This is a genomic window from Rossellomorea sp. y25 (assembly GCF_038049935.1).
In the GTDB taxonomy this organism is placed as follows: Bacteria; Bacillota; Bacilli; order Bacillales; family Bacillaceae_B; genus Rossellomorea.
Genome location: NZ_CP145886.1, coordinates 1,473,952 through 1,489,802 on the forward strand (window position 1 = coordinate 1,473,952; position 15,851 = coordinate 1,489,802).

The 15,851-nt window shown below is 42.1% G+C and carries 18 protein-coding genes; 13 read left to right on the top strand and 5 right to left on the bottom strand.

The window, feature by feature from the left end; genetic code table 11:
- Positions 1–279 precede the first annotated feature (279 nt).
- The 7 genes from AAEM60_RS07340 (at position 280) to AAEM60_RS07370 (ending at position 7,234) form a co-directional block, all read left to right on the top strand.
- Entirely contained in the window at positions 280–2,037 is a 1,758-nt protein-coding gene (locus AAEM60_RS07340) for an ABC transporter ATP-binding protein (protein WP_299739912.1), read from the top strand.
- The gene (locus tag AAEM60_RS07345) at positions 2,034–4,052 is read left to right on the top strand and encodes an ABC transporter ATP-binding protein (protein ID WP_299739914.1); all 2,019 of its coding nucleotides are present in this window, start codon (positions 2,034–2,036) and stop codon (positions 4,050–4,052) included. Before AAEM60_RS07340 ends, AAEM60_RS07345 begins: the two co-directional genes overlap by 4 nt.
- A 124-nt stretch (positions 4,053–4,176) precedes the next feature.
- Complete coding sequence (locus AAEM60_RS07350; protein WP_341357738.1) at positions 4,177–5,079, top strand: ABC transporter permease subunit; 903 nt, start codon at positions 4,177–4,179, stop codon at positions 5,077–5,079.
- Entirely contained in the window at positions 5,072–6,091 is a 1,020-nt protein-coding gene (locus AAEM60_RS07355; RefSeq protein ID WP_299739918.1) for an ABC transporter permease subunit, read from the top strand. The genes AAEM60_RS07350 and AAEM60_RS07355 overlap by 8 nt, the downstream gene beginning before the upstream one ends.
- Before the next feature lie 3 nt (positions 6,092–6,094).
- Complete coding sequence (locus AAEM60_RS07360) at positions 6,095–6,325, top strand: hypothetical protein (protein ID WP_341357739.1); 231 nt, start codon at positions 6,095–6,097, stop codon at positions 6,323–6,325.
- 37 nt (positions 6,326–6,362) lie between these two features.
- On the top strand, positions 6,363–6,743 hold the full coding sequence (locus AAEM60_RS07365) for a hypothetical protein (protein WP_299739922.1): 381 nt from the start codon (positions 6,363–6,365) through the stop codon (positions 6,741–6,743).
- A complete protein-coding gene (locus AAEM60_RS07370; protein ID WP_299739924.1) occupies positions 6,740–7,234 on the top strand; it encodes a hypothetical protein in 495 nt (164 codons plus the stop codon). The genes AAEM60_RS07365 and AAEM60_RS07370 overlap by 4 nt, the downstream gene beginning before the upstream one ends.
- A gap of 75 nt (positions 7,235–7,309) precedes the next feature.
- Here AAEM60_RS07370 and AAEM60_RS07375 read toward each other — a convergent pair whose 3' ends face one another.
- Positions 7,310–7,921 (bottom strand): SDR family oxidoreductase, encoded by a 612-nt coding sequence (locus AAEM60_RS07375; protein WP_341357740.1) that lies wholly within the window; start codon positions 7,919–7,921, stop codon positions 7,310–7,312.
- Between the two features lie 204 nt (positions 7,922–8,125).
- On the opposite strand from AAEM60_RS07375, the gene AAEM60_RS07380 reads away from it, so the two are divergent.
- The 4 genes from AAEM60_RS07380 to fumC all read left to right on the top strand — a co-directional run bounded on the left by AAEM60_RS07380 (position 8,126) and on the right by fumC (position 11,966).
- Positions 8,126–8,950 (top strand): amino acid ABC transporter substrate-binding protein, encoded by an 825-nt coding sequence (locus AAEM60_RS07380; protein WP_299739926.1) that lies wholly within the window; start codon positions 8,126–8,128, stop codon positions 8,948–8,950.
- Positions 8,934–9,629: an amino acid ABC transporter permease gene (locus AAEM60_RS07385; RefSeq protein ID WP_113971234.1), complete on the top strand. Its 696-nt coding sequence runs from the start codon at positions 8,934–8,936 to the stop codon at positions 9,627–9,629. Before AAEM60_RS07380 ends, AAEM60_RS07385 begins: the two co-directional genes overlap by 17 nt.
- A gap of 33 nt (positions 9,630–9,662) precedes the next feature.
- The gene (locus AAEM60_RS07390; protein WP_341357741.1) at positions 9,663–10,397 is read left to right on the top strand and encodes an amino acid ABC transporter ATP-binding protein; all 735 of its coding nucleotides are present in this window, start codon (positions 9,663–9,665) and stop codon (positions 10,395–10,397) included.
- Positions 10,398–10,580: 183 nt separating this feature from the next.
- Positions 10,581–11,966, top strand: coding sequence for a class II fumarate hydratase (gene fumC / locus AAEM60_RS07395; protein ID WP_299739932.1), 1,386 nt, complete (start codon positions 10,581–10,583; stop codon positions 11,964–11,966).
- 114 nt (positions 11,967–12,080) lie between these two features.
- Here the strand turns inward: fumC and AAEM60_RS07400 are convergent, their stop codons facing one another.
- Positions 12,081–12,299: an alpha/beta-type small acid-soluble spore protein gene (locus AAEM60_RS07400; protein ID WP_064091756.1), complete on the bottom strand. Its 219-nt coding sequence runs from the start codon at positions 12,297–12,299 to the stop codon at positions 12,081–12,083.
- 294 nt (positions 12,300–12,593) lie between these two features.
- On the opposite strand from AAEM60_RS07400, the gene AAEM60_RS07405 reads away from it, so the two are divergent.
- Positions 12,594–12,845: a hypothetical protein gene (locus AAEM60_RS07405; RefSeq protein ID WP_299739936.1), complete on the top strand. Its 252-nt coding sequence runs from the start codon at positions 12,594–12,596 to the stop codon at positions 12,843–12,845.
- A 50-nt stretch (positions 12,846–12,895) separates the two neighbouring features.
- On the opposite strand, the gene ugpC is transcribed toward AAEM60_RS07405, so the two are convergent.
- Both ugpC and AAEM60_RS07415 read right to left on the bottom strand, forming a co-directional pair.
- Positions 12,896–13,993 (bottom strand): sn-glycerol-3-phosphate ABC transporter ATP-binding protein UgpC, encoded by a 1,098-nt coding sequence (gene ugpC, locus AAEM60_RS07410; RefSeq protein ID WP_341357742.1) that lies wholly within the window; start codon positions 13,991–13,993, stop codon positions 12,896–12,898.
- A 96-nt stretch (positions 13,994–14,089) separates the two neighbouring features.
- A complete protein-coding gene (locus tag AAEM60_RS07415) occupies positions 14,090–15,007 on the bottom strand; it encodes a helix-turn-helix domain-containing protein (protein WP_341357743.1) in 918 nt (305 codons plus the stop codon).
- A 148-nt stretch (positions 15,008–15,155) separates the two neighbouring features.
- Between AAEM60_RS07415 and AAEM60_RS07420 the strand changes: the two genes are divergently transcribed.
- Complete coding sequence (locus AAEM60_RS07420) at positions 15,156–15,416, top strand: metal-sensitive transcriptional regulator (RefSeq protein ID WP_299739942.1); 261 nt, start codon at positions 15,156–15,158, stop codon at positions 15,414–15,416.
- 173 nt (positions 15,417–15,589) lie between these two features.
- On the opposite strand, the gene AAEM60_RS07425 is transcribed toward AAEM60_RS07420, so the two are convergent.
- Positions 15,590–15,778 carry a hypothetical protein gene (locus AAEM60_RS07425; RefSeq protein WP_341357744.1) on the bottom strand — a complete coding sequence of 63 codons (189 nt, stop codon included), beginning with the start codon at positions 15,776–15,778 and terminating at the stop codon, positions 15,590–15,592.
- Between the last annotated feature and the right edge of the window lie 73 nt (positions 15,779–15,851).

The window sequence follows — 15,851 nt, forward strand, 5'->3', positions numbered from 1 at the left end:
AATCTGTGCTTTTGTATGTCCAAAAACAAAGACGGACGTTTTAAGGCGCAACAGATTGGTGGGGATTCGAAAGGAAACCTCTATCAGATCTAGTGTTAAAAGCCTTAAGCGTCTGTCTTTTTTTCGTTTAGGTGTACCCAAGGACCATCCTTGATCACATATATACCTAATTTAGAAGGAGGAAATGAATATGTTAATCATTCAAATGAAGAAGATGATGTCTGCTGTGGAGACAGAAGGCGGATAGTGAAGAAAATCAACAAGAGGAGGTAATGTGGAATGTTTAGTATTTTTAAGAAATTATCATGGTTTTTTATTGAAAATTGGAAGAGATATACGGTGGCGATCGTTCTATTGACGATTGTCGGAATCCTTGATGTGATTCCCCCTAAGCTTGTCGGAAATGCCATTGATGACATTCACCTGGGTGCGATGACGTGGGATGTCGTAGGGGAATATCTGTGGTTGATCGCCGGGATCGCTATCATATCGTACGCAATGACGTATGTGTGGATGTATCAATTATTTGGAGGGGCCTTTCTGGTTGAACGGAAGCTCCGCAGTAAATTCATGGGACATTTGTTAAAGATGACACCGACGTTTTTCGAGAAAAATCGTACGGGAGATTTAATGGCAAGGGCAACGAATGACCTGAAGGCTATCTCGGTCACAGCCGGTTTCGGAGTGTTGACCTTAATCGATTCCAGTGTCTTTATGTTAACGATCCTTTTTACAATGGGATTTCTTATCAGCTGGAAACTGACCATAGCGGCTATACTGCCATTGCCGATCATGGCAATGTTGATGAAGGTGTACGGTGCGAGAATTCATAAGAGATTTACGGAAGCTCAGGATTCATTCGGGGACTTGAATGATAAAGTGCTTGAGTCCATTGCGGGCGTTCGTGTCATTCGTGCGTACGTCCAGGAAAGAGCTGATGAGAAGCGTTTCGCTGATATGACAGAAGATGTATATAACAAGAATATAGGAGTGGCAAAGATTGACTCACTCTTTGAACCTACCATAAAAGTACTTGTAGGGCTAAGTTATTTAATTGGACTCGGCTACGGGGCATATCTTGTGTTTCATCAGTCGATCACATTGGGAGAGCTTGTTTCCTTTAATGTGTATCTCGGTATGCTGATTTGGCCGATGTTTGCCATTGGTGAGTTAATAAATGTCATGCAGCGCGGAAATGCCTCACTTGACCGGGTTCAGGAGACCCTTGATTATGTTCAGGACGTCCAGGATTCTGAGACTCCTCAATGGATAGATTCTCCTGATCGCATAGGGTTTAAGGATGTGGACTTTCAATATCCATCCTCACAAGTGTTAAATCTGTCCCATATTAATGTGAATATCCATCAAGGAAGCACTCTTGGAATCGTCGGGAAGACTGGAAGTGGAAAAACGACCTTTATCAAGCAGCTCCTCCGTGAATACCCTGCCGGAAAAGGGGCTTTATCCATAGGAGGTGTCCCGATCAGTGACTTGACCATCCAGCAGGTAAGGGACTGGATCGGCTACGTACCCCAGGATCATGTCCTTTTCTCAAGGACCGTTAGAGAAAACATTCTGTTCGGCAGACATGATGCGACTGAACAAGACCTGGAACAAGCCATTGAACTGGCTGATTTCAAAAAAGATCTTGAAATGCTTCCGGACGGATTGACCACTCTTGTAGGAGAAAAGGGTGTGGCGCTTTCAGGTGGTCAGAAGCAACGGATTTCGATAGCCCGGGCACTTATCAAAAATCCGGAAATACTGATCCTTGATGACTCGCTATCCGCTGTTGACGCCAAGACAGAAGCAAAGATCATTGACAATATAAGAAAAGAACGTGATGGAAAAACAACGATTATTACGACTCATCGTCTCTCGGCGGTTCAGCATGCAGATTGGATCATCGTATTTGAAGATGGAAAAGTGGTAGAAGAAGGGGTACATGAACGACTCCTTGAAAACGGTGGTTGGTATAAAGAACAATTCGATCGCCAACAAGTTGAAGATTCCTCACTAGAGGAGGTGGGCGCATGAACGTCGGAAGAAAACTAGTCGATTATGCCCTTATTTACAAAAAAATCATTATTGCTGCCCTTTTGATGCTTAGTGTGTCAGTAGCGGCAGAACTTGCAGGACCTTTCATTGCAAAAAAACTGATCGATGATCATATTCTTGGAATAGAATCAACCTGGTATGAAACAGTGGAGGGAAAAGAAGCTGTTTCCTATGAGGGCAATTGGTATAAGCGTGATCAATATTTCTCTGAAGGGGAGAGCAAAGGGGAAGACATCCGTATTCTTCAAGTGGGAAGAGCATTTTATTTCGTTCCTTCTAGTGTTTCCTTTGATGGTGAACGATCTGTCACAGCAGGGGAAATGACCATTACAAAAGGGGATGAGTCAGCAACTTATCCCGCCCAAAAATTGAAGGGAAACGAGCTGCTGCGTTTTTATAATCCGGAAATCCCGAAAATTATCAAATTGATTGCCTTTTATTTTGGCTTATTGGTAATCGCCGCCTTTTTCCAATACGGTCAGCGATTCTACCTTCAGAAAGCTGCAAACCGTGTGATTCAGAAAATGCGTAATGACGTTTTTCAGCATATCCAGAAGCTGCCGATCCGTTATTTTGATAATCTGCCGGCAGGGAAGGTCGTAGCGAGGATCACAAACGACACCGAAGCGATCAGAGACCTGTATGTAACAGTTTTATCGACTTTTTTCTCAAGTACGATTTATATTATTGGAATTTATATAGCACTCTTTATACTTGATGCGAAATTGGCGGCCATCTGCTTGATCCTGATCCCGATTCTGGTTGTATGGACGTACCTGTACCGTATTTATGCGTCTAAATACAATCACATCATCAGATCGAAAGTGAGCGATATCAATGCCATGATCAATGAATCGATACAGGGCATGAACATCATTCAGGCTTTCAGCAGAGAGAAGAAAACAAACGAAGAATTCGAAGACTTGAACGAAACTCACTTCAAATATCAAAATAAACTTTTAAGCTTAAATTCAATGACCTCCCATAACCTTGTAGGGGTATTAAGAAATATCACCTTCGTGGCATTCATATGGTATTTCGGAGGAGCCTCTACCGGAGTAGGATCGGTGGTAACATTGGGCGTACTATATGCCTTTGTCGATTACATCAACCGTTTGTTCCAGCCGGTGACAGGAATCGTAAATCAGCTTGCGAACCTTGAACAGGCACTAGTGGCAGGGGAGCGGGTTTTCCGACTGCTAGAAGAGAGTGGAACTTCTGTTGAAGATGAGAAAATGAATCGTTATGAGGGAAATGTCAGCTTTGAGAATGTTTTCTTTGGGTACAAGGAAAATGAATATGTATTGAAGGATATCACGTTTACCGCAAGCAGAGGCGAAACTGTTGCCCTGGTGGGACACACAGGTTCAGGGAAAAGCTCGATCATGAATCTATTATTCCGTTTCTACGATAGCAATGAAGGAAAAATCCTGATTGACGGAAAAGACATTGTCGATATTCCCTATCAAACAATTCGCGAGCATATGGGGATTGTCTTACAGGATCCTTATTTGTTTACGGGTACAATCGCATCCAACGTAAGTCTTGATGATCCTCGGATTTCGAGGGAACAGGTGGAAGAAGCACTCAAGGCCGTTGGTGCGGAAAAGGTGTTCAAAAACCTTGAGAACGGCTATGACGAACCCGTGATCGAGAAAGGAAGCACTCTTTCTTCAGGGCAGCGTCAATTGATTTCCTTTGCACGGGCTCTCGCCTTTAATCCAGCGATCCTGATTTTGGATGAAGCGACGTCGAGTATTGATACAGAGACGGAAGCCATCATTCAAGAAGCGATGGAAGTGTTGAAGAAGGGAAGAACGACCTTCATCATCGCTCATCGACTTTCTACGATTAAGAATGCCGATCAAATACTGGTTTTAGATCGAGGGGAAATCGTCGAACGGGGCAATCATGACGAATTGATGAAGCGGATGGGACGATACCATCAAATGTACCAGCTCCAGCAGGGGGCAAAAGGTGATAAGGCAGGATAGGACACGGGAAGCATCCGACTGATAGAGTCGGGTGCTTTTCTTTTTTAAAATTTATCCAGAAAAAGGATTTTGTCACCTCTTACAAGAACAGTAAATAGATAGAGACAATCACAAGGGGGAAATCATGAAGGCACTTCGTAAACTCGTACTTATTATTGTGGGCTTTATACTGATAAGCGTGCTGCCCGTCTTATTCTATGGAGGAGGAAACACGGAATTATATTATTTGATGATGAATGATCAAGGAAGCTCATTTGGCTTTTATCCGAAAGAATATTTCCTAGGAATTTATCATGTATTCTCACGAATCTTTCAACAGGATCAGTGGATCTTGTTTGTTCTGAGTAAGGAATATCCGCTTCAGGATGTTCTGGCTGAACGATATTTCTACTCCATGAAGGTATTCGTATTTTCTCTGGGATTGGCGGTTGGAATTTCATTTTTAATCAGTTTATTCATCTCTCTTTCTTCCAAATGGATGCAACGTGCGTTCTTAAGTCTGGTGAATATCCTCGAATCGCTTCCCGATGTATTCATCATCATCGGTATTCAACTGGCTGTAGTGATGTATTTCCGTCATACCGGTGTGTTAATAGGGGATATTGCCATGACGGGTGAAGAATTATACCTGTTGCCGGTCACCTGCTTAACGATCGTGCCGACCGTATTCTTAATTAAAACCATCGTTCTCCTGCTGAAAGAGGAAGACCGGAAACCGTACATAGAGCTCGCCAGGGGGAAAGGTCTCAATGCATTTCAAGTCATAGTGACACATGGTTTCAGGAACGTAGTCTACAGCCTATTCTACCGATCCAAAATCATTTTCTCCTTTATGCTATCCAATTTGTTTATATTAGAAAGATTGTTCAATATGAGGGGGATAATGGATTTACTGATCTGGTCGAGTGAATTCACTTTTGTGATTATTTCCACTGTCATCTTCCTCCCATTCTATCTGGTCTTTACTTTGATTGAGATGCGCATGAAGAAGAGCATCGGACTAAAGGAGGACGGGACCTATGCTTAAAGATCTCTGGAAGCAGCCACAGTTTCTCATTGGGTTCCTATTCATTACGGGCCTATTAGTGCTGAGTTTTTTGTATGAACCATTTATAGAAGAAAAGGTGAAGATGTATAGTTTCTTTAACTATAACGGCGAAACAGTGGGGCCGCCGTTCACACCGGCTGAGCTGCCTCCGTTCGGGTCAGATCGATTGGGTCTACCCTTATGGTCATATGTCATTCAGGGGGCGAAGTTTACCATCATCATTGGATTGATCATCAGCCTTCTTCAGGTGGTACTGGCTTTTTCATTATCAGTGATCTTTATAAACTTCTTTAAAAAAGTGCAAAGGGTATTTGAAGAGTTGGTAGAGTCCATGGTCTATATCCCCATGGCTGTCATCGCCTTCATGCTCCTTTCACCAATCAGTTTCGTCATCGATGAACCGGAAAAGGCATTTGTGAAAGTGATAAGTATTCAGATCTTCATCCTGACGCTGATCGGCATTCCGCCATTGATTGTAGTCCTATCCAAAGAGATTAAGAAAGTGCTCCAGGAAGAGTTTGTCCTGAGTGCCAGAACGTTGGGAGCAAGTGGCTTATCTTTGTATCGGAGGCATATCCTGAGAAATTTATTCCCGCGTCTGATCTTGTTGTTTTTTCAGCGAAATGTGGCGGTACTGATATTATTTGCTCATCTCGGCTTTCTTGAGATTTTCCTGGGAGGGGCTGTAGAAAGGGAAATCATGATGGGAGTAACGCGATTGTTTTCTCTTTCCAATGAATGGGCAGGAAATATCGGGAAAGCCTACTTTGAACTGATGGTGGCACCGTGGATTCTTTTTGTGCCCCTTATTGCATTATCATTCACTGTGCTTTCCTATAATCTTATGGCGACATCGCTTCAACGGGTACTGTTGGGTGACAAGGGGAGAGTGAAGAGAATCAGGAAAGGGGATGGGAAGCAGAGGGGATCTGTGGAGCGTGTGGAAGGTGAAATGTTTGTGATGGAGTCCGAGGAGACATATAGGGGGTAGGATGTGCGTTTGAAAATAAAAGTTGGGAATTTGAAAATAAAATCCCAAAATCCCCAAATCCCAACAAATTTTGTGTTTTTGGATAAAAACGGACTCTTTTTGGTAGAAAAACGCCAAAGGGGTCACCAATTATACCCTGTCATTCAAGCAAAAATACTATTTCCTGTTAAGAAAACAGGACTTTCGTGGGATTTTGTCGTTTTAAATCGAATTTCTCCCTTTATCAATGTATAATTTAATTGATAAAAAAGTTTCATAAAGGGAGGATCCTATGATGGGATGGGCAATCGCCATTTTATTTGGGACAGCAGTTGTGCTGCTCATTTTATCGTTTATTAAAACGACACAAACCAACTCGCAGCTTGAGCAACAGATAGAGCATGTATCGATTTCTGTGTTGAATGAGGTTCATGAACTGGAGAAGCAGTTACGAAATATTCAATTGGATGCCGAAATTACAGCCCAGCAGGCAGGGGTTGCATTAGCGGGATCTGAGGAGCGCACCCTGCTGCGTGAGATGCTTGATTTGTATAAAAGGGGCTATTCCATTGAAAGCATAGCGGGAAAAACAAAGCTGAAGCCTAATGAAGTAGAACATCTGCTTGCGCCATTTAGGGCCCAAAAGGCTGAAAGGGGCTTAGTAGCACAATGAGAGTGACACCTAATTCATTGCGCAGTTTTGCTGCAGGTCTATTAATTGCAACCACTGTAATTGGGTCTGTATATATGTTTGGTCCTACTGAAGCCGAAAGCACAGGGAAAGCGGAAACCGTTAAAACGGAGAAACTCACAGAAGAAGAAATGGTAAAACAACTTACTTCCAATGGCTTTGTTATACATACCGAAGATGAATGGAATAAGCAGCTCGCTGCCATGAACGAGAAGCAGGAAGAAGAAAAGGAAGACATTAAAGAGCGGAAAAACGATGACAGTGTCGTTTATCGTACAATGTTGACCGTGTCTACCGGAATGACCAGCATTGACGTCGGGAATGCCCTGGAGAACGCAAACATCATCAAAAGCGGCCTCGACTTCTACAAAGAAGTTGAAAAGCGCGGACTTGAAAATGATTTGCGTCCGGGTACTTTCGAAGTGGAGAGCGGAATGACAACAGACGAAATCATTTCAACTATTTTCAAATAATGAGTAGTAGGGACAGGGGACTGTCCCTATTTCTTTTTGGTAGAGCCTGAGACAAGAGACCTGCGTCCCAAACACTCAATAACAAATCCCCACACGAGTTCTGATATATCTATCATCCTCGAGCTGTTGGTAGATAAAATCCCCGGTGTCATACATGGAGATGCTTTTTCCTTCAGGAGGCAGGACTTCCTTTTCCGTTCGGTATATTCCCAGTCTTTCTCCATCAGGTAAATAGGTTGGACAGACAATCGTCCAGTCCATCTCTGAGGCTTTTAAGATGAAATAGGCTCTTAAATGGTCTTCGGCAGCAGTTGTGCTTCTTCGTTTAGATTCACTTGACTGGAATCGAAATACTGCTGAATCTTTTCGGGATTGAAGGATCCCTGCGGTACCACAGGTAATGATTCTTTTCACTCCATGATATCTCATGGCTTTTAAGAGGTTGGGCATACTCCTTGTGAGTACGTCGTTTTTATCTGTATTCAAGCAGCTGATTACCGTGTCACAGCCTTCAATGGTTCTCATCACATCTTCTTCGTTCAGTACATCGCCTACAATATCATTGCTGCACGCTTCTCTATCAGTTTCGCTCCTTATCAGACGGTTTACCTCATGTACAGATTTTACTTGTTGAAAGACAACAGAACCGACCCGCCCGGTGCTTCCGAATAAAGCGATTTTCATCATTATGACCTCCAGTCTCACTATGGAAATAGTGTACCGCAAAATCGTTATTATTTACATGAATCTGCATCTCAGGTTACATACTAGGAAGGAGAAGAATAAAAAAAGTCTCGAATTGAAAACTTTTATGTTGACTTATTTCTTGTCTCGTTTTATGATGACAATCGTAACGAATTTAAATCCGATAAGAATAGTGGGGGTTATACGATGCAAAAATGGAAATTATCCATCATCATGCTAATAGCTTTATCCATGGTATTAGCTGCGTGTGGTCAATCTAATGATAAAGAAGAATCAAGTGGTGATTCTAAAGAAGACTCTAAAACATCACTATACGACCAAGTCATGGAAGAAGGAGAATTACTTGTTGGAACGGAAGGTACATACCCTCCTTTCACATTCCACGACGAATCCGGGGAACTGACTGGATTTGATGTAGAGATTGCCCGTGAAGTAGCAAAGCGTCTGGGCGTTGAAGCGAAATTCCAGGAAACACAATGGGACGCGATGTTTGAAGGCTTGAACTCTAAGCGTTTTGACGTAATTGCAAACCAAGTGGGGATTCGTGAAGATCGCCAGGAGAAATATGATTTCTCAACACCATATATCGAATCAAGTGCAGTAGTGGTTGTATCCAAAGACAATAACGATGTGAAGACATTTGAAGATATTAAAGGATTAACTTCTGCTCAATCTCTGACAAGTAACTATAGAGATATCGCTGAAAAAAATGGGGCGGAAATTCAGCCCGTTGAAGGCTTGGCACAATCTATCCAACTTCTTGAGCAAGGCAGAGTAGATGTAACTGTAAACGATAAAATTTCAATTCTTGACTATTTAAAGAAACAGCCGAACGCAAATGTCAAAATAGCTGCTGAAGCTGAAGAGGCCGGACAAAGTGGTCTGATGTTCCGTAAAGGAAACGACAAGTTAGTAGAAGAAGTTAACAAAGCGTTAGAGGAAATGAAGAAAGACGGTACGTACAAAGAGATTTCTGAGAAATGGTTCGGAGAAGATGTATCTCCTAAGTAGTATCTACCAGGATCCCGAAGCAATGATTGATATACTACAAAGCTCCCTGCTTCCAATGCTAGAGGGAGCTTTGTATTATTCTATCCCTCTGACGCTGATTTCTTTTGCTTTAGGAATGATCCTGGCCGTCCTTACTGCACTTGCCCGTTTGTCCAATGTATCGATTTTAAGAGGAATTGCCCGATTTTATGTATCTGCCATTAGGGGAACACCATTACTTGTTCAATTGTTCATTATTTTCTACGGCTTACCGACACTTGGAATAAAGTTTGATCCGTTCCCGTCTGCCATCATTGCTTTCTCATTAAATAAAGGTGCCTACTCCTCTGAAATCGTCCGTGCAGCGATTCAATCGATTCCCAAGGGTCAATGGGAAGCAGGCTATTCCATCGGTATGACGTATTCACAAGCTTTAAAGAGAATCATCCTGCCCCAAGCTACTCGTGTATCCATCCCGCCGTTATCGAATTCATTCATTAGTCTGGTGAAGGACACGTCGCTGGCTTCATTGATTCTTGTAACAGAAATGTTCAGAAAAGCACAGGAGATTGCTGCGACCAACTATGAGTTCCTGCTTATGTACATGGAAGCTGCCCTCTTGTACTGGATCATTTGCTTTATCTTATCCATCATTCAAGGCCGTATCGAGACACGACTAGATCGATATATTGCCAAGTAATTATATGCCGCAACAAATTAAAGGAGATTGAATATGATTTCCATCAAAGGATTAACGAAACGATTTGATCAATTAGAAGTGTTAAAGGGAATGAATGTTGAGGTGAATAAAGGACAGGTAATCGTCCTGATCGGCCCTTCAGGTTCTGGGAAAACAACCTTCCTGCGTTGTTTGAATGCCCTCGAAATCCCTAATGACGGAACCGTTTCAATAGGCGGTACCTCCGTTGATTTCAATAAAAAAGTATCCAAGCAAGAGCTTATTAAACTAAGAAGAAAGACAGGGATGGTGTTCCAAAACTACAATTTGTTCCCTCACATGACAGCCCTGGAAAACGTCATGGAAGGACCTACTATTGTACAGAGGCGTAACAAGTCTGAAACTAGGGAAAAAGCCATCAGACTGCTTAAAAAAGTAGGATTGGGTGACAAAGTTGACTACTATCCGTTCCAGCTTTCAGGTGGACAGCAGCAAAGGGTCGGAATCGCAAGAGCACTCGCTATCGAGCCGGAAGTGATGCTCTTCGATGAACCCACCTCTGCACTCGATCCTGAACTGGTAGGAGAAGTTCTGAAGGTAATGAAGGATCTTGCCGAAGAAGGGATGACCATGGTTGTCGTTACTCACGAAATGAGATTCGCGAAAGAAGCAGCCGATAAGGTCATCTTCATGGATGGCGGATATATCGTAGAAGAAGGCACGCCACAGGAGGTCTTCGAAAACCCTACGAATGAACGTACGAAACAATTCCTGAATTTAATACAATAGAGTGTAAAAGATGAATGGGACAGATGCTCATTCATCTTTTTTATATTCATGAAGGAACACCTCAACGTTACAATTTCTAAGAATAAATTGATGAGTCTCAAATAAACTTCTCAGAAAAAGGTTAGTTCACCAGGATTAGTGGAAATATGGTAATAACAAGATCAAAACAAGGGAGGAACCAGAATGGAATATCGTATTGAACGTGACACAATCGGAGAAATGAAGGTGCCGAAAGAAAAATATTGGGGTGCCCAGACTCAACGGAGTAAAGAAAACTTCCAAATCGGTACAGAGAAAATGCCCATTGAGGTTACATATGCCTTCGCCCAGCTAAAGAAAGCGGCTGCGGTTGTTAACCATTCACTTGGAAAGCTTTCAGAAGCGAAACAGCAGGCGATCAGTACAGCATGTGATGAAATACTGGAAGGAACATGGGATGATCATTTCCCGCTTGTCGTATGGCAAACAGGTAGCGGTACTCAATCCAATATGAATGTAAATGAAGTAATTGCCTTTCGTGCGAATGAAATCCTTGAAGAAAAAAGTGTGGATGAAAAAGTTCATCCCAACGATGATGTGAACATGTCCCAAAGTTCCAATGATACATTTCCGACAGCGATGCATATCGCAGCTTATCAGGAAATCGAATCAAAGCTATTTCCGATCCTTCAGGAATTTACCTCGACACTGAAAGAAAAAGAAAACCAATTTCAATCCATCATTAAAATAGGCCGTACCCATCTTCAAGATGCAACACCATTGACGCTGGGACAGGAAATCAGCGGTTGGCGGGCCATGATGGAAAGATCCTATAGCATGCTAAGAGAAAGCGTTCATCGATTAGTCAATCTGGCTATAGGGGGAACGGCTGTAGGGACGGGGATTAACGCCGATCCAAAATTCGGCGACAAAGTGGCAAGACAATTAGAAAATCAAACAGGCATCAAGTTTGTCTCATCTGATAATAAGTTTCATGCCTTAACGTCCCATGATGAAATCGTGTACGTACATGGTGCTGTAAAGGCCCTCGCTGCTGATATTATGAAAATAGCGAATGATGTAAGGTGGTTAGCGAGCGGTCCCAGAAGTGGAATCGGAGAAATTACGATACCTGCGAATGAACCAGGAAGTTCAATCATGCCAGGTAAAGTGAATCCGACCCAAAGTGAAGCAGTGACGATGGTAGTGACACAAGTTTTCGGAAATGATGCGGCTATAGGGTTTGCCGCAAGTCAAGGTAACTTCGAGCTTAATGTATTTAAACCAGTCATCATCTATAATATGCTGCAATCCGTACGCCTGCTTACAGATGGCATAAAGTCATTTAACGATAAGTGTGTGAAAGGACTTGAAGCGAACGTAGAGGTAATAGAAGACTTTGTTCAAAGGTCCCTTATGCTGGTAACGGCATTAAATCCTCATATCGGGTATGAAAAAGCGGCTGAAATTGCTAAGAAAGCTCACAATAATGGCTCTACATTAAAGGAAGCAGCCATAGAATCTGGCTACTTAACAGAAGAGCAATATGACGAATGGATCGATCCCGCGAACATGGTTCATAATAAATAACAGGAAGAACTGGCTCTAATAAAATGGGCCAGTTCTTTTCATAACGCCAAACAGACATAATTAAAACCCCCAGTCAAAAACCGGGGGCTTGATCCATTCATATGAAATTGCTAATTATTGTTGGTACCCGCCACCGATTTGTTGTTCAGCCATTTGAACTAGGCGTTTAGTGATTTCTCCACCTACAGAACCGTTAGCACGAGCTGTTGCATCTGGCCCTAATTGTACGCCAAATTCAGAAGCGATTTCGTACTTCATTTGGTCGATTGCTTGTTGAGCTCCTGGAGCTACTAATTGGTTAGATGAATTGCTGCGAGATTGTTGCTGTTGCATAATCTGTCATCTCCTTAAAATGTATAAGTTTTTTTGGTTGGGTTAGCTGGATTTGCACCAGCCCGCTATTCCATGAGCGACCATCTTTAGTATGGTGTAACCCATCGTGTTGGGTGTAAGAAGGCTTGTTGCTGCCTTGTTACTAGGTATTATGGTTTTTCCGGGGAATTATATTCAAAGTGAGGACAGGGAATTTATTCCTGTTAAATACCTATAATTTTTCTACATAAATCATCATGAATGTAAAAAGGATAACACTATACAATGATTAGATTGAAAGTATGGTGACACAGCATGAAAGCTTGCGCATTATGTAATGGAATCGTTGAATATAGGGGGCTTTGCAAGAAGTGTGGTGACTCTACAACGGATCAGGGAAGATATTATGATTTTTACGATGAGTACAGTGCGTATATGGATATACAGCATGTTCAATTAGCCGATGGCATACCAAATAGCAGCTGCTCGGATACTTGCCTGCATCTGTTTACATGTGTACGATGTGGGGAAGAAGAGGGGAAAAGCATTGATTTGACAGAGTTTTAAACGATATAAAAAATGCCGCACTCGTAGATGAGTGCGGCATTTTTATGTTCTTATCGGATTCTTGACTCAGTTTCTGAATCAAAGAAGTGGGCTTTGTTCATGTCAAAAGCAAGTTCAATCGTTTGACCAGCCACGATATCTGTACGGGAATCAACGCGGGCTACAAATTCTTGTCCTTCTAATTGAGAGTAAAGCATTGTTTCAGCACCTGTCAATTCAGATACTTCAATTTTCGCCGTGATTTTGGCACCTTCAGCAGTATCTAAGAAAAGGGGCTCATCATGAATATCTTCAGGACGCACTCCCAGGACGATGCTCTTGCCTACATGACCTTGCTCGCGAAGTACTTTCATTTTTCCTTCAGGTACCGATACCTTAGCATTGCCGATAACGAATTTCCCCTCTTCAAGGGATCCGTGGAAGAAGTTCATAGCAGGTGATCCAATGAATCCGCCTACGAAAACATTTTCAGGCTTATCGTATACTTCTTTAGGAGAACCAACTTGTTGAATGACTCCATCCTTCATGACAACGATACGTGTTGCCATTGTCATGGCTTCTGTTTGGTCATGTGTTACGTAGATCGTTGTAGTTTGTAAACGTTGGTGAAGCTTGGCGATTTCTGCACGCATTTGCACACGAAGCTTAGCATCAAGGTTGGATAATGGCTCATCCATTAAGAACACTTTCGCATCACGGACGATGGCACGGCCAAGTGCTACACGCTGACGCTGACCACCTGATAGTGCTTTCGGTTTACGATCAAGCAGTGCTTCAAGGCCAAGGATCTTAGCCGCTTCTTGAACACGACGGTCAATTTCCTGTTTATCGAACTTACGTAATTTAAGGCCAAATGCCATATTATCATATACGCTCATATGTGGGTAAAGGGCATAGTTCTGGAAAACCATGGCGATGTCACGGTCTTTTGGCGCCACATCATTCACGCGTTTTCCGTCAATGGAGAAATTTCCTTTTGAAATTTCTTCAAGTCCTGCAATCATGCGCAGGGTAGTTGATTTTCCGCAACCCGATGGTCCAACAAATACGATAAATTCTTTATCTTGAATGTGAAGGTTAAAGTCATTTACTGCCGTTACCTTCCCATCATAAATTTTGTGGATATGATCTAATTTTAATTCAGCCATTTTCTTTCTCCTCCTTGAAATGCAATCGTTTTCATCTATAGCTTCATTGTAGAGAAAGCGGATTCAAAACGATATGGTCAACCTGCACAAAGTTCCTTACTCCTTTTTAGGCAGGTTGTCAGATTGAAAGTTCAAGCAGGCGAAATAGGCTAATATACCGCCTTGAAATGTTTTAATATCAATAGTGGTTTTTTCAATAAACTTATCAATTCGATACTGAACGCTGTTTCGGTGCATGAATAATTTCTTGGCTGTTTGACTGATATTTGATTGGTTTTCAAGAAAAGCCTTCACGGTATAAATCAGTTCAGCATCTTCCCTGAAGGTTTCGGTAACCTTCGAGAATAGCTGTGTTTTCCACTCCTGAGGTAAATGATGCAGGGTGAATGCAGGCAGCACTGTCACGACGGTATGAATGAATGACTGCTTCTGAACCGTTCTGGAAAACGAAAATAACTCCTGCTCATATTTAAAAGTGAGAGGGAAATAGGAATCCATTACATGAAATTGACCTATGAAAAATGAAAGGCTGACGAAAAAGTCCGATTCAATCACATGTGAAATCGATAGCAATTGCTCTTCATCCATATTCCATTCATTTTTCTCTTCAATGAGCAACCCCATATTGTCATCTAGTAATATAAGAGTCGTGTTGAGAGGTAAAAGATGTTGAAACGCCTCTTTTAATAGAAGCTGGTCCAAACTTTCCTTCATGGAGAATTGAATGATACGAAATTCTCCTGCTATATTTGAAGGGATTGGTCCGTTCTTAAATAAATAAGAGAACCATTCCATAGAGTGGGGAGAATCATTGCCGGGTCCCGACGGGTTCTTAATTTCTTTGAACAAGCAATGCAATAACTCCATTTCCTCCGGAGTGATCTCACTTTTATCAATGCCTATGTATTCATCTTCTGCTTCATTTGTAAACCAAATCTTTGTAGCTTCAAGATTGGTTGGATAATGGTGTTGGATTATAGCATCAGGAAATTTTTTACGTAAAGATGTAAACATGTCATCCCTCTTTGTTCATTATTATAGTAAAAAAGGTTATAATGATATTGTACTGAAATAGTCCGAGTAATCAAAGGGTGCATGATTGCAAAAATTCACTAATTTTAATACTATTGTAGAATGAATAAATCATTATGAGGTGTCCAAAATGGAATATAATAGAGAAGTTACGAATCGAATGAAACGTCTTGAAGGACAAGTCCGCGGCGTGTTGAAAATGATGGAAGAGGAAAAACATTGTAAAGATGTTGTGACTCAATTATCTGCCGTACGTACTGCCGTTGACCGTACAATCGGCCTCATCGTAGCCAAAAACCTGGAAGCTTGCATACGTGAATCGGAAGAAGAGGGCATCAATGCAGAAGATGCTATTCAAGAAGCCGTCAATATGCTTGTCAGAAGTCGATAAATGGTAAAAAGCTGCCTCAGGGAAAGACTCCTTGATTGGCAGCTTTTTTGTTTGTCCAGCTCCGGTGGCTAGAGGCTCGAGGTCATAAGATGAGAATGCCAAAAAGGCAAAAAGCGCCTTTCCGGCATTCTCATCTTATGCTTGTCGCCTCTGGGCAAGCCCCCTCCGCTTTTCTATTTCGGTGGTTCTTCGTGGTCGGTGATTTCGATTGCTTCTTCGATATTGGTTGTGTTTTCCCTCATGTGGACGGAACCGCCGGACATTCCTTCGTTGATGAAGCGGTCAACATCGAGAAATGCTTTTTCTTTTCCTTCATAATTCGTATCTGGAAGGAATTGATCGTCTATATTATCCTTTTTCATGCCTATCAGCCTCCTTTCTTTAGTTTTGGAAAGGGGGCTGAAGTTATGCATGATGTACGAAATAATTTATTTA

Coding starts and splice junctions, on each gene's coding strand:
- AAEM60_RS07375 (WP_341357740.1), bottom strand. CDS start 7,921: ATGATGAAAATCGCTTTATTCGGAAGCACCGGGCGGGTCGGTTCTGTT.
- AAEM60_RS07370 (WP_299739924.1), top strand. CDS start 6,740: ATGAGAGTGACACCTAATTCATTGCGCAGTTTTGCTGCAGGTCTATTA.
- AAEM60_RS07365 (WP_299739922.1), top strand. CDS start 6,363: ATGATGGGATGGGCAATCGCCATTTTATTTGGGACAGCAGTTGTGCTG.
- AAEM60_RS07345 (WP_299739914.1), top strand. CDS start 2,034: ATGAACGTCGGAAGAAAACTAGTCGATTATGCCCTTATTTACAAAAAA.
- AAEM60_RS07355 (WP_299739918.1), top strand. CDS start 5,072: ATGCTTAAAGATCTCTGGAAGCAGCCACAGTTTCTCATTGGGTTCCTA.
- AAEM60_RS07400 (WP_064091756.1), bottom strand. CDS start 12,299: ATGCAACAGCAACAATCTCGCAGCAATTCATCTAACCAATTAGTAGCT.
- AAEM60_RS07385 (WP_113971234.1), top strand. CDS start 8,934: ATGTATCTCCTAAGTAGTATCTACCAGGATCCCGAAGCAATGATTGAT.
- AAEM60_RS07415 (WP_341357743.1), bottom strand. CDS start 15,007: ATGTTTACATCTTTACGTAAAAAATTTCCTGATGCTATAATCCAACAC.
- AAEM60_RS07390 (WP_341357741.1), top strand. CDS start 9,663: ATGATTTCCATCAAAGGATTAACGAAACGATTTGATCAATTAGAAGTG.
- AAEM60_RS07340 (WP_299739912.1), top strand. CDS start 280: ATGTTTAGTATTTTTAAGAAATTATCATGGTTTTTTATTGAAAATTGG.
- AAEM60_RS07420 (WP_299739942.1), top strand. CDS start 15,156: ATGGAATATAATAGAGAAGTTACGAATCGAATGAAACGTCTTGAAGGA.
- ugpC (WP_341357742.1), bottom strand. CDS start 13,993: ATGGCTGAATTAAAATTAGATCATATCCACAAAATTTATGATGGGAAG.
- fumC (WP_299739932.1), top strand. CDS start 10,581: ATGGAATATCGTATTGAACGTGACACAATCGGAGAAATGAAGGTGCCG.
- AAEM60_RS07350 (WP_341357738.1), top strand. CDS start 4,177: ATGAAGGCACTTCGTAAACTCGTACTTATTATTGTGGGCTTTATACTG.
- AAEM60_RS07405 (WP_299739936.1), top strand. CDS start 12,594: ATGAAAGCTTGCGCATTATGTAATGGAATCGTTGAATATAGGGGGCTT.
- AAEM60_RS07425 (WP_341357744.1), bottom strand. CDS start 15,778: ATGAAAAAGGATAATATAGACGATCAATTCCTTCCAGATACGAATTAT.
- AAEM60_RS07380 (WP_299739926.1), top strand. CDS start 8,126: ATGCAAAAATGGAAATTATCCATCATCATGCTAATAGCTTTATCCATG.